Below are 12,522 nucleotides of genomic sequence, written 5' to 3' on the forward strand. Positions count from 1 at the left end.
ATCGCGATGCCGTTGCCTGCTCCGTTCGACCTCGATGCGTTCGTCGCCGCCACGCTGGCGGAGGACATGGGCGGGGGTGGCGACGTGACGTCCGATGCGGTGATCCCGGCTGACGCACGCTTTGCCGGGGTGATGGCCAGCCGCGATGCGATGACGGTGGCGGGGATCGAGATCGCCGAGGCGTTCTTCCGCGCGCTGGACCCCGATGTCGCGATCGAGCGCCTGGTGGCGGATGGCGACCGGGTGGTGGCGGGCACGGCACTGCTCCGGATCGTCGGCCGGGCAAGAGCACTGCTGACGGCGGAGCGGTCGGCGCTGAACACGGTGCAGCATCTCTCAGGCGTCGCGACGCTGACCGCCGCGCATGTCGAGGCGATCGCGGGAACGGGCGCGACGCTGCTCGACACGCGCAAGACGATTCCCGGCCTGCGCGTGTTGGAAAAATACGCCACGCGGATGGGCGGGGCGACCAACCACCGCATGGGGTTGTGGGATGCCGCGATGATCAAGGACAATCACGTCGCAGTGGCAGGCGGCGTCGCGGCGGCGGTGGCGCGTGCGGTGCAGGCAGGGATCGCGCGGATTATCGTCGAGGTCGACCGGATCGATCAGATCGCCCCTGCCTTGGACGCGGGCGCGACGCATCTGCTGCTCGACAACATGGACCTGCCGACGTTGCGCCACGCGGTGACGATGGTCGCCGGCCGGGTGCCGACCGAGGCATCGGGCGGCGTCAGGCTGGAGACGATCCGCGGGATTGCCGAGACGGGCGTGACCTATATCAGCGTCGGCCGTCTGACCCAGTCGGCACCGGCGGTCGATATCGGACTGGATTTCACCGCGATCTGATGGTCCGCCCCGGCACTTTGGCGCAAGGTCGTTTGCGTGGTGCGGCCGCTGGGCTATCGTCGCCACAGGATATGGGGGGATTCGATGCGGCCGAAATCGGTGATACTGGGCGAGCAGGTCTATGCCGCGTCGATCGTAATGACGATCGCGCTGGCGGTGATGGGCTGGCAGGAGGCGGCGTCGGTCGGCGGGCCGGTGCTGGCGGCGACGATCAACGTGGTGGTGATCGGCCTCACGATCCTGTTGCTGTTGCTTGCGACGCGGCGGGGGAGCCGGGTGGCGCTGTGGCTGCTGACGGCGCTGACCGCGATCAACGTCGTTGGTTTTCTGTTCCAGATTTCGGGCGGTGTCGTGGCGGCGGGTCTGTTCGGGGTGCTGACGACGCTCCAGACGCTATCGAGCGTCATCGCCATGGTCTTGCTGTTCCGGCCGAATGCGCGGGTATGGTTCGACGGCATGAGCGACAACGTGACGGAGGATCTGGTCTGATGCGTCTCTCGTCGATTGCTATCGCCGTGGTGATGGCGGCGGTGCCAGCGATGGCGGGCGCACAGGCTTATAGCTGTTCGGCGCCGGATGGCGTGCCGACGATCCGGCCTGATCTTCCCTCCGCCAGCCAGCCGCGCCGGGTGCTGCCGATCGGCAGCTACACGCTGGCGATCACCTGGGCACCGCAATATTGCCGCGAGAATGGCGACCGTGCATCGGCGGCGTTCCAGTGCGGCGGGGGCAACCGGTTCGGCTTCACGCTGCACGGCCTGTGGCCCGATGGAACGGGAAAGAACTGGCCGCAATATTGCCGATCGACCCCGCTCCTGCCGACGCGGGTGGTCAGCGCGCATCTATGCTCGACGCCGTCGGCGCAGTTGATGCAGCACGAATGGGCGAAGCACGGTACGTGCATGGCGGGATACTCGCCGGCCCGGTATTTCGGCCAGTCGACGGCGCTGTATGGACGGCTGCGCTATCCGGACATGGACGCGCTGTCGCGGCGGCCGTTGACGGCGCTGGGACTGGCTACGGCGATCGCGCGGCCAAATCCGGGACTGCAGCCGACGATGATGCGCGTCACCGCCGACAAGCAGGGATGGCTGGACGAGGTGTGGATCTGCCTGGACAAGCGGTTCCGGTATCAAACCTGTCCGGCGCATCAGGGCGGGCTGGCCCCTAGTGCGCCGGTGAAGATCTGGCGGGGGGGCGTTAACGGTCAATCGTGACCGTGCCGGGGTGATGCTTGTCGAGGTGACGGTGGATGATCCGCAGGTTGCGCGTGTTCGACCGGAAGAAGAAGTCGGCGGCATCCCCCACGAACGGCACGATTCCCAGCACCGCGTCGAACCCTACATTGCCCATCATCCGGGCGATCTGGAATTTCGACATGCCCAGATTGCGCGCCTCCCACACCAGCCACGTTCCCATTGCCGCGGCCAGCACATCGCCGACAACCGGGACAAGGCCAATCAGGAAATCGAGACCGAACTGACGGTTGACCCCCGGCATGGTGAAGCTGCGCTCCAGCAGTTTTTCCAGCGCCTCGACCCGGCGTCGTACCGAGGCGGGATCGCGGCCGATCGGCAACTGATCGAACAGGGCGGCATTGGGTGTCATGACAATCAGGTGGGATCGGGACGCAAGCGATTCAACGGGTGCCACGCGCGGCTGTTTGCCTGCCACGCCGCCAGTCGGGGCGCGACGAGCGACCAGCGCAGCGGCCGGGCAATCGGAATGAACCCTGCATCGGCGGACAGCGCGGCATCGGCGGCGGCGATTCGGGTGCCGCGTTCGGCCGGCGTCGGCGCCAGTCGGGCGGCATCGAGGGCCTGCTGCGCCTGATCCCCGCAGGCTACGCACGCGGTCGCCAGATACCAGCGCGCGCTATCATAGGGGGCAACGGCGTCGATCAGGCGGAGATCGGCGTCGGCTTCCATGTCCACCCGGTCGAGGGTGATGCCGATGGTGGCAAACGAAGCGGCGAGTTGGCCGTGGAGCAGGGTAGCGCCTGAACTGCGCGGCAAGGCCAGACGTAGCCGGATCGGGTCGCCGCGCCATGCCGCGACCCGTGACCGGGCGGCACCGCGACGCTGGTCCAGGGTCAGCAGGCTCCAGTCGGGGATTTGCGGCGGCGCGGCCGAATCGAGCGTGTCGGGCAGGATGCGATCGACCGCGTCCCATCCCGGCGCGATCGCCGTGACGAGGGCGGTGCGATCGATCGCCTCCGACAAGGCGACCCGGTTCGCCGGATCGGCCAGGAAACCGTCGCGACGGACGAGGGCGATGCCGAACAGGCCGACCGCGGGATCGATCCGGGCGGCGGTACGGGGCAAGTCTACGCCCGCGAGCAATGGCCAGTCGGCATAGGTGCCGCCGCTGACCAGATCGGATCGTCGCGCCGCGAAGCGCAGGATCGCCCGCGATGCGCGCTCGCCAATCAGCCGCACATCCTGTTCCGGTTGTAGCTCGGCCTGGTCGTCGGGATCGGCACGACCAGGATCGAAGGCGGGACGCAGCAAGGGAGTGGTGGAGGCGGACACGATGCGCAGCGGCCCACTGCCCGTCGGCGGTGGCGACCGGAGCAGCGCCATGTCCGGCTGGGCGAACAATTTCAACAGGTCGGGGCGCGGGCGGGCAAGGCGGATTTCGATGACCTGCGGCGTCATCACCACGATTTCGTCGATCGCCGTCAGGAACGGCGCCAGCGGATTGGCACGCGCCGCGATCCGGCGCCGCAGCAGCCGGACGACCTGTTCGGCGGTCACCCGGTCGCCGCCGGTCCAATAGGCTTCGCGCAGACGAAAGATGTAGCTGGCACCATCGTCCAGCACCGTCCAGCGTTCGGCGAGTCCGGGTTCGATCTGTCCGGCCGCATCGAACCGGACCAGCCCCTGCGCGGTCGCATCGATCAACAGGCGGGATGCCGTATCGCGCAGTGGCGTGTCGATGGTGGAATAGGCGGGTGGCTCGCCGATCGCGCTGACCACTACCGCGCCGGTATCACGGCGGCGATCGCAGGCGCCAATCAACAGCGGCAGGGCAAGCATGATGGTGCGGACGGCGGGACTCGAACCCGCACTCCAGGGGAAGCGGATTTTAAGTCCGCTGCGTCTACCGGTTTCGCCACGTCCGCGCACGGGCATGGGAAAGCCCGATGCCGAGCATAACGTCAAGCGCGCAGGCGCTCAGACGTTGAGCCGGGCGCGCATTTCCTTGCCGGGTTTGAAATAGGGAACCCGCTTGGCATCGACATCCACCGTCTCGCCGGTCCGCGGATTGCGACCCGTGCGGGCGTCGCGTGGCCGTGTCGAGAAGGCGCCGAAGCCGCGAATTTCGACCCGACCACCCTCGGCCAGACGACCGGTGATCTCGTCGAAGAAGGTGGACACGATTGTTTCCACTTCACGCGGGCTGAGCGTGCGATGCTCGTCACTGAGCCGCTGCACCAATTCCGAACGAATCAAGATATACCCCCCGGCGATGACGTTTCCGCCGATTGATACAAGTCAACTTTGCCGTCGAATAGGTTGATTCGACGGATGATTGCGAAAAAGGGCCGGAGTTTCCTCCGGCCCCTTCGTCTTACTTCTTCGACTGGTCGTTCTGGGCCTTCAGCGCGGCGCCCAGGATGTCGCCGAGCGACGCACCCGAGTCGGACGAGCCGTACTGTGCCACGGCCTGCTTCTCCTCGGCGATCTGCATCGCCTTGACCGAGAAGGTCGGCTTCTTGGAACGGTCGAAACCGGTCACCATCGCATCGAACTTCTGGCCGACCTGGAAACGCTCCGGACGCTGTTCGTCGCGGTCGCGGCCGAGATCGGTGCGCTTGATGAAGCCCGCGGCGCCATCGTCGCCCGCCTGCACTTCGAGACCCGCGTCGCGGACTTCGAGGACGGTGACGGTGACGACCTGGCTCTTGCCCAGACGATCGCCCGCAGCGGCGACGCCGCCGGCGGCCGGACCGCCACGCTCAAGCTGCTTCATGCCGAGCGAGATGCGCTCCTTTTCGGCATCGATGTCGAGCACGATCGCCTGAACGGTCTCGCCCTTGCGATGCAGCGCCAGTGCGTCCTCGCCCGACACGCCCCAGGCGATGTCCGACATGTGGACCATGCCGTCGACGTCGTTGTCCAGGCCGATGAACAGGCCGAATTCCGTGGCGTTCTTGACTTCGCCCTCTACGGTCGAACCGATCGGATGGGCCGACGCGAACGCTTCCCAAGGATTGGCCTGTGCCTGCTTCAGGCCCAGCGAGATGCGGCGCTTTTCCTGATCGACTTCCAGCACGACGACATCGACTTCCTGCGAGGTCGATACGATCTTGCCCGGGTGGACGTTCTTCTTGGTCCAGGACATTTCCGACACGTGGACCAGGCCCTCGATACCGGCTTCCAGCTCGACGAACGCACCATATTCGGTGATGTTCGTGACGCGGCCCGAAAGCTTGGCGCCGACCGGATACTTGGCCGATGCGCCATCCCACGGATCCGACTCGAGCTGCTTCATGCCGAGGCTGATGCGCTGCGTGTCCTTGTTGATGCGGATGATCTGCACCTTCACCGTGTCGCCGATGTTGATCATCTCGGACGGGTGATTGACGCGCTTGTAGCTGAGGTCGGTGACGTGCAGCAGGCCGTCGATGCCGCCGAGATCAACGAACGCACCGTAATCGGTGATGTTCTTGACGACGCCCTCGATGATCTGACCCTCGGCCAGGCTCATGATGAGGCCCGAACGCTGCTCGGCGCGCGTCTCTTCCAGCACCGCGCGACGCGACACGACGATGTTGCCGCGCTTGCGGTCCATCTTCAGGATCTGGAACGGCTGGGGGATATCCATCAGCGGCGTGACGTCACGCACCGGGCGGATATCGACCTGCGAACCGGGCAGGAACGCCACGGCGCCGGACAGGTCGACGGTGAAGCCACCCTTGACGCGACCGAAGATCGTGCCCTCGACGCGAGCCGACTTCGAGAATTCGAGTTCCAGCTTGTCCCATGCGGCTTCGCGACGGGCGCGGTCGCGCGACAGCATCGCTTCGCCGTGCATATTCTCGACACGGTCGACATAGACCTCGACTTCGTCACCGACCTTCAGCTCGGCCTTCTGGCCGGGGGCGGGGGCGAATTCGCGCAAGGGAACGCGGCCTTCCGACTTCAGACCGACGTCGATGACGGCCATGTCGTTTTCGATTGCGGTAACGGTGCCGTGCACCACGCGGCCCTCGAAGCTGTCGGCGCCGCCGAACATGTCATCGAGCATCGCCGCGAAATCGTCGCGGGTGGGCTGAACCTGGGTTGCCATAAAAAGAGTAGTTCCTCGAACGTTGTTTCCGGCCAATCGGTTGGGTCCGATGGTCTTGGCCAAAAAGCCGCAACGACCCCGTGTCGATTGCGGCACCCGGCGAACGGGCACAGGCGGAGGGGCTAGACGCGAATGCGAAAAGGGCGCGTGAAGGATTGACCTTCCGCGCCTGCCTCCGCGAGCACCTGCCCGCTGGATGATCCGGCCATACGACAAAAGCCGGCACGCCGCAATCGGGCATACCGGCTTTACTCGCCCGGATTATCGGGCGTCCGGCCGTCCGCGTTGCCACGGGCGGCCGATCGACGTGTCAGGCGAAGACCGCAGTGGTCTTGCGACGGCGATAGCGGGCGGCGCCGGCGACCATGCCGAACCCGACGAGCATCATCGCCCAGGTGGCGGGCTCCGGCACGGCCGACACCGCCGTCGTCGCAGTGATCTGGGCCAGCTTGAAGGCATCAAGCGTGTCGGCGTTGTTCACCGACGCGCCGATGATCCACATATTGCCCGTCACGTTGCTCAGGTTGAAGCGCTGGGCCGCGGTGCCGTTGCCGCTGGTCGTCGTGGAGGCGGTCAGGCCGGCGGTGATCGCTGACCAGCTGGTCAGCGAGAGTGCCTGATCCCAGTTGCCCGTCAGCGTATCGGCGCCAACGAATGCGTCATTGTCACGGGCCGTAGCACCGTTGAGGGCATAGGCGTTCAGAACGCCGCCGGTCAGTGTTACGGCCTTGCTGAACTGCAGCACGATGAAATCCAGGCCGACCGAGTTGTCAATCGTGTGGCTGTTGCCCGTGCTGCCATCACCTTCGTTGCGGTTGATGACGCCCAGGCCGTTGGCGGTGCCACCGACGGTATCAATATACTGACCGAGATAGGCGGTCTGAACGGCATTGCCGCCGTTGGCGCGCGACCACGCGGTTGCCTTTACGTTCAGGGTCTCGCCGCCCACGACCGAGGTAAACGTCCGAATGTTGCCGTAGGGATTGCCTGCTGTCACGGTGCCGGCTGGCATCTGATCGTTCAGATCTACGACGAACGTGGCCGCCTGTGCCGGCATCGCGGCGACGAGTGCGGTGGCCGCCAGGCCAATCTGAAAAAGCTTATTCACGGTGAGTGTCCCCCCAAATGTCGAGACATCCAATCTCAACATTCCGGCAGCGAATCAATCGGCCTGTTGCGCCGCAAAATCCCCCTCTGGAACAGAATCCGGTTAATCGGGGCTGCCGTTAACCTCGCCACGGCTTCTGCCTATTTCCACCAAGGCGATCGCACGCTGCACCGATGCCTCGATCGACAGGAAACTGGTGTCGAGCGTGGCGGCATCGACCGCCTGCACCAGCGGCGCGGCGGCGCGGCCCGAATCACGCAGGTCGCGGGCGCGGATGTCGGTGAGCACGCGGTCGAAGCTGATCGTCGATCCGCCGGCCTGCAACTCGGCATGACGGCGGCGGGCGCGAATCTGGGGCGTGGCGCGGATGAACAGCTTGGCGTCCGCATCCGGCGCGATTACCGTGCCGATGTCGCGCCCATCGAGCACCGCGCCACCGGGTTGGTAGGCGAACCGCTTCTGCCGCTGGAGCAACGACGCGCGGACCAGCGGATGCGCCGACACGATCGAGGCGAGCTGCCCCGTCTCGTCATCGCGCAGAACCGGATCGGCCAGCATCGCATCGTCGAAATCGCACGCGGCGACGGCATCGGCCTCCACCGCCGGGTCGAGGCCCATCGCGCGGACATTGGCGGCGACAGCGCGATAAAGCAGGCCGGTATCCAGATGCGGAATCGCATAATGCCGGGCCAGCGCGCGGGCGATCGTCCCCTTGCCGCTGGCGGCCGGCCCGTCGACCGCGATGATCATGCCGTCCCCGCGATCAGGCGATCGAGCGACGCATAAAAGCCAGGATAGCTGGTCGCGACCGGGCCGATATCGTCGATCGTGACGGGACGGACGGCATGGAGGCCGGCAACGGTCATGCTCATCGCGATGCGGTGGTCGAGCTTCGACGCGATCGTCGCACCGCCGGGGATCGCCTCGCCGCCGGTGCCGTCGATCGACAGGCCGTCCTCATGCTCTTCCACCTGCACGCCGCACGCCGCGAGCGCGGTGGCCATGGTGGCAATGCGGTCCGATTCCTTGACGCGCAGTTCGTGGGCGCCACGCGCGGTGGTGCGGCCGGCGGCAAAGGCGGCGGCAACGAACAGGACGGGGTATTCGTCGATCATGCTCGGCGCGATCTCGGCCGGTACGTCGATCGAGGTCAGCGCGGCATGGCGGACGCGCAGGTCGGCGACCGGCTCGCCACCGACGATGCGCGCGTCCAGTTCCTCGATATCCGCACCCATCAGGCGCAACGCCGCGATCAGTCCGGTGCGTGTCGGATTCAACCCGACATTGGTAACGACGATATCCGATCCCGGCACCACCGACGCCGCCACCAGCCAGAACGCGGCCGACGAGGGATCGCCGGGAACGGTGATCGACTGCGGCTTCAACTCCGCCTCGCCATGGATCTCGATGATCCGGCCGGCGGGCGACGGCGTGACGGTCAGCTTCGCGCCGAAGCCGGCCAGCATCCGTTCCGAATGATCGCGCGTGGCGACCGGTTCGATGACGCGGGTGATGCCGGGCGTGTTCAGGCCGGCCAGCAGGATCGCCGACTTCACCTGGGCCGAGGCGACCGGCAGCGTGTATTCGATCGGCACCGCCGGCGTCAGCCCGCGCAGCATCAGCGGCAGGCGACCGCCCAGCGAGGCGGTGATGTCCGCACCCATCCGGGCCAGCGGTTCGATCACGCGGCCCATCGGCCGGCCCGACAGCGATGCGTCGCCGGTGAAGGTCGCGGTGATCGGATGGCTGGCGACCAGGCCCATCAGCAACCGGGTCGAGGTGCCGGAATTGCCCATGTCGAGCGCACCGGCGGGTTGCAGCAGGCCGCCGACGCCGACGCCGCTGACCCGCCACACGCCATCGTCGCAGCGATCGATTGTCGCGCCCATCGCCCGCATCGCGGCGGCGGTGGCGAGCACATCCTCGCCCTCCAGCAATCCCTCGATCCGGCTTTCACCGATGGCGAGGGCGGAGAGCATCAGCGAACGGTGGCTGATCGACTTGTCGCCCGGCACCGCGACGGTGCCCTTCAGCGGCCCTTGCGCATCGATCCGGCGGGGTTGGGGTTCGGCATGTGACATTCGCGGCGCGCTTTGACAGCCGGGTTGCCGTATGGCAAGGCACCCGCCATGTTACGGGCGAGGGGCCACCTTCGGCCGCGATAACCCAATTCCGAAAGGCAAGACACGGCATGATCAAGCCGGAATGGGGCACGAAGCGTACGTGCCCGAAATGCGCGACGCGTTTCTACGATCTCGCAAAGGACGACCCCGTCACCTGCATCAACTGCGGTTATGCATGGGAGCCGGAGCCGATCCTGAAGTCCAAGCAGCCCCTGCCGTTCGAGCAGGCCAAGCCCGACCAGGCCAAACCAGATGCGGATCTGGAGGGCGAGGAAGAGGATATCGGCGCGATCACCGGTGAGGACGAAGAGCCCTCGGCAGACGACGAGGTCGATCTGGGCGGCGACGACGACCTGGGCGTGGAAACGCCCACGGACGAAGACGAGCATTGATATGACGGGCTGGCAGGCGGCGCAAAAAACGCCGCTTGCCAAGCCGGAAGCGGCCCGCTAGTGGGGCCGCCTTCCCGACAGGATGGGGCCGTAGCTCAGCTGGGAGAGCGTTCGCATGGCATGCGAAAGGTCAGGGGTTCGATCCCCCTCGGCTCCACCATTCTTGTTCGGGTGACTGTTGATCGCGCTGTGGCGTGATCCGGTTTTTTGCGAGGCCATAGAGCTTCGCTTTCAATTCGATAGTGTTTGGCGATTTTGAACGTTGCGGCGTTCGGTGTGCGAGTCACCGCGCCTGTTAGCCCGTCTTTTTTGCGCCTATTCGCCGTCATCCCAGCGAAAGCTGGGATCTTCCGATTGGCGGACGGTGCGCGTTTCCTGATGGGGGCCCAGTGTTCGCCGGGGCGAAGGAAACTCGACGGCAGTCACCGACAGCAGATGCACCGCAATCTGAACCCGATCACACCGTCCACGCCTCCAGATCGTCCTGCTGGCCGATCAATGCCAGCCCATGCGCGATCGAGGTCAGTTCACCGCCGGTCGCGATCAGATCGTCGCCGAACCGGTCGGTGAAGACGCGGCGGATGCGGGGGGTGAGCGACGTACCGCCAGTCAGGAAGACGCGGTCGATACCGGATGCCGCGATGTCGGCGTTGGTCAGTACCTGATCGATCGTCGTCTCGATCCGGGCGATGTCCGGGGCGATCCATGATTCGAACTCGTCGCGCGTCACCGATGCCTCGATCGTGAAATCGTCGCCGTCGAACGCGAAGGTCGTCGCGTCGGCTGTCGACAGCGTGCGCTTCACCCGACCGACCGCGTCATAGAGGCGATAGCCAAGCTCGCGTTCGATCACCGCGATCATCCGCCCGATCGCATCGGGGTCCAGCGCGGCGCGGCGCAGCTTCTCCAATTCGGCAAGCGTCCGGCGATTGCGCATCAGCGCAAGGCGCGACCAGTCGGCGAAATCGGTGAAATGGCCCAAGGGGATGTCGAGTATCTTGTCGAACGATCGGTAAGAGCCGCCCTTGCCCAGCAGCGGCATCACCAGCCGGTCGACGATGCGCTGGTCGAAGCGGTCGCCGGCGATGCCGAGGCCGGCATGGCCCAGCGGGGTGCAACGCTGCGGCGAACCGGGGGCGGCGATGCGGACGACGGAGAAATCGCTGGTGCCGCCGCCGAAATCGGCGACCAGGATCGTTGCCGGCTCCTCGATCCGCGACGCGTAGCTGAACGCCGCGCCGACGGGTTCGTAGACATAGCTGATCTCCGCCCCGAGCCCGCCGAACATCGCGTCGTAGCGCTGGCGGGCGAGCGCCGCGTCGGGGCGATGGCCGGCGTAATGGACGGGGCGGCCGACGACGACGCGCGCGATCTTTCGACCCAGTGCGCCATCGGCGTGCGCGGCCATGCGCTCCACGAAGGACCGGCCGAGATCCTCGAACCGGTATCGCCGTTCGAACACGGTGGCGTGTTCGAAGGTCGGGCTGGCCGCGACCGACTTGAACGACTGGATGAAGCGGCTGCCTTCCGGGTAATCGAGATATTCGGCGATCGCCCATGGCCCGGCTTCCACCGCGATGCCGCCGCGGGCATTTTCCTCATGCCAGAAGCAGAGCGCGGAGCGGAAGACGGGATCGGCGGCCTCCGGTCCGTTCAGCATCACCAGATCGGCGGTGTTCGCATCGGTCGATTCGGCGAGCACGCTGTTGGTCGTGCCGAAATCCAGACCCAGGACGATCGCCGATTGTGCCTGCACTGAAATCACCTTCCGCCTGCCGTCACAACCGCGCCTCTACACGCGTCCGCGGCGCTGGGGTAGGAGCGCTGGCATGACCTCACTCCGCTTTTTTGTCCGCCCGCTTCTTGTCCGCCCGCTTCTTGTCCGCCCAGTGTGTATCGCTGCCCTGGCCCTGTCGTTCGGCGCAGGGGCGGCGTCCGCGGAGACGATTCTGTTCGTCGGCAACAGCTTCACCTTCGGCGCGGGATCGGCGGCGTGGCATTACCGGCCAGACAGCGTCGATGACCTGAATGGCGAAGGCGTGGGCGGCGTGCCGGCGATCTTCAAGCGTTTCACCGAACAGGCGGGGCTGAATTACGACGTGGCGCTGGAAACGGGTGGCGGCCGCAGTCTCGGCTGGCACTTGAAAGAGCGGCGTGGGAAGATCGATCGCGCGTGGGATCAGGTCGTCCTCCAGGAATATAGCACGTTGGATGCGGCGAAGCCCGGCGATGCGACGCGGACGATCGCGGATACGAAGGCGCTGGCGACGCTGTTCCGCGCCCGCAATCCAAAGGTGTCGATACGGCTGACGGCGACCTGGTCGCGGCCCGATCTCGTCTATCGACCGGGAAGCCCGTGGTCGGGTCGGCCGATCGGCGCGATGGCGGTCGATCTGCGTCATGCCTATGACCGCGCGGCAAAGGCGGCGGGGCCGGTGGTGAAGGACGTGGTGCCGGTGGGGCAGGCGTTCACCTGCGCGATCCGCACCGGCGTGGCAGACGGCGATCCCTATGACGGGATCACGCCCGGACAGGTCGATCTGTGGACCGACGATCATTATCACGCGAGCGCCGCCGGCTATTATCTGGAGGCGTTGATGTTGTTTGCGAGCATCACCGGTCGCGATCCGCGAACGCTGGGCGCGAACGAGACGGCGGCCGCCGATCTGGGCGTCGCGCCGACGCTTGCGGTGGCGTTGCAGACGGTGGCGCATAGGGCAACGGCGACCGACGGCGCCTGCGGTCGGTGAACCAC

13 protein-coding genes and 2 tRNA genes are annotated in these 12,522 nt (G+C 66.3%); 6 read left to right on the forward strand and 9 right to left on the reverse strand.

The window, feature by feature from the left end; translation table 11 throughout:
- Window positions 1-6 precede the first annotated feature (6 nt).
- From nadC to ASG67_RS00740, 3 genes are all read left to right on the forward strand, one after another.
- Window positions 7-849: a carboxylating nicotinate-nucleotide diphosphorylase gene (gene nadC, locus ASG67_RS00730; protein ID WP_156460590.1), complete on the forward strand. Its 843-nt coding sequence runs from the start codon at window positions 7-9 to the stop codon at window positions 847-849.
- A gap of 84 nt (window positions 850-933) precedes the next feature.
- Window positions 934-1,338: a hypothetical protein gene (locus ASG67_RS00735; protein WP_056523937.1), complete on the forward strand. Its 405-nt coding sequence runs from the start codon at window positions 934-936 to the stop codon at window positions 1,336-1,338.
- Entirely contained in the window at window positions 1,338-2,066 is a 729-nt protein-coding gene (locus ASG67_RS00740) for a ribonuclease T2 family protein (RefSeq protein ID WP_056523941.1), read from the forward strand. Before ASG67_RS00735 ends, ASG67_RS00740 begins: the two co-directional genes overlap by 1 nt.
- Here the strand turns inward: ASG67_RS00740 and ASG67_RS00745 are convergent.
- From ASG67_RS00745 to aroA, 8 genes are all read right to left on the reverse strand, one after another.
- Window positions 2,050-2,457: a DUF4112 domain-containing protein gene (locus tag ASG67_RS00745; protein WP_200940682.1), complete on the reverse strand. Its 408-nt coding sequence runs from the start codon at window positions 2,455-2,457 to the stop codon at window positions 2,050-2,052. The two genes, ASG67_RS00740 and ASG67_RS00745, sit on opposite strands and share 17 nt — an antisense overlap.
- A gap of 5 nt (window positions 2,458-2,462) precedes the next feature.
- On the reverse strand, window positions 2,463-3,887 hold the full coding sequence (locus ASG67_RS00750; protein ID WP_056526147.1) for an ABC transporter substrate-binding protein: 1,425 nt from the start codon (window positions 3,885-3,887) through the stop codon (window positions 2,463-2,465).
- A gap of 2 nt (window positions 3,888-3,889) precedes the next feature.
- Window positions 3,890-3,973: transfer RNA gene (locus tag ASG67_RS00755), tRNA-Leu, on the reverse strand.
- Window positions 3,974-4,025: 52 nt separating this feature from the next.
- A complete protein-coding gene (locus ASG67_RS00760; protein WP_056523942.1) occupies window positions 4,026-4,304 on the reverse strand; it encodes an integration host factor subunit beta in 279 nt (92 codons plus the stop codon).
- A gap of 118 nt (window positions 4,305-4,422) precedes the next feature.
- Window positions 4,423-6,144 carry a 30S ribosomal protein S1 gene (rpsA, locus tag ASG67_RS00765; protein ID WP_056523946.1) on the reverse strand — a complete coding sequence of 574 codons (1,722 nt, stop codon included), beginning with the start codon at window positions 6,142-6,144 and terminating at the stop codon, window positions 4,423-4,425.
- Between the two features lie 310 nt (window positions 6,145-6,454).
- The gene (locus tag ASG67_RS19305; RefSeq protein ID WP_056523949.1) at window positions 6,455-7,252 is read right to left on the reverse strand and encodes a PEPxxWA-CTERM sorting domain-containing protein; all 798 of its coding nucleotides are present in this window, start codon (window positions 7,250-7,252) and stop codon (window positions 6,455-6,457) included.
- A gap of 102 nt (window positions 7,253-7,354) precedes the next feature.
- The gene (gene cmk, locus ASG67_RS00775) at window positions 7,355-8,002 is read right to left on the reverse strand and encodes a (d)CMP kinase (RefSeq protein ID WP_056523953.1); all 648 of its coding nucleotides are present in this window, start codon (window positions 8,000-8,002) and stop codon (window positions 7,355-7,357) included.
- A complete protein-coding gene (gene aroA, locus ASG67_RS00780) occupies window positions 7,999-9,333 on the reverse strand; it encodes a 3-phosphoshikimate 1-carboxyvinyltransferase (protein WP_056523956.1) in 1,335 nt (444 codons plus the stop codon). Before aroA ends, cmk begins: the two co-directional genes overlap by 4 nt.
- 110 nt (window positions 9,334-9,443) lie before the next feature.
- Here aroA and ASG67_RS00785 point away from each other — a divergent pair, with 110 nt between their 5' ends.
- Together ASG67_RS00785 and ASG67_RS00790 are read left to right on the forward strand one after the other, a co-directional pair.
- Window positions 9,444-9,767: a TIGR02300 family protein gene (locus tag ASG67_RS00785; RefSeq protein WP_056523960.1), complete on the forward strand. Its 324-nt coding sequence runs from the start codon at window positions 9,444-9,446 to the stop codon at window positions 9,765-9,767.
- 84 nt (window positions 9,768-9,851) lie between these two features.
- Window positions 9,852-9,927: transfer RNA gene (locus tag ASG67_RS00790), tRNA-Ala, on the forward strand.
- 297 nt (window positions 9,928-10,224) lie between these two features.
- On the opposite strand, the gene ASG67_RS00795 is transcribed toward ASG67_RS00790, so the two are convergent.
- Window positions 10,225-11,523, reverse strand: a complete 1,299-nt coding sequence (locus ASG67_RS00795) for an Hsp70 family protein (protein ID WP_235534979.1) — start codon at window positions 11,521-11,523, stop codon at window positions 10,225-10,227.
- 73 nt (window positions 11,524-11,596) lie between these two features.
- Here ASG67_RS00795 and ASG67_RS00800 point away from each other — a divergent pair, with 73 nt between their 5' ends.
- A complete protein-coding gene (locus ASG67_RS00800) occupies window positions 11,597-12,517 on the forward strand; it encodes an SGNH/GDSL hydrolase family protein (protein WP_082543217.1) in 921 nt (306 codons plus the stop codon).
- Window positions 12,518-12,522 lie beyond the last annotated feature (5 nt).

This window comes from Sphingomonas sp. Leaf339, assembly GCF_001426195.1.
Taxonomy (GTDB): Bacteria; Pseudomonadota; Alphaproteobacteria; order Sphingomonadales; family Sphingomonadaceae; genus Sphingomonas.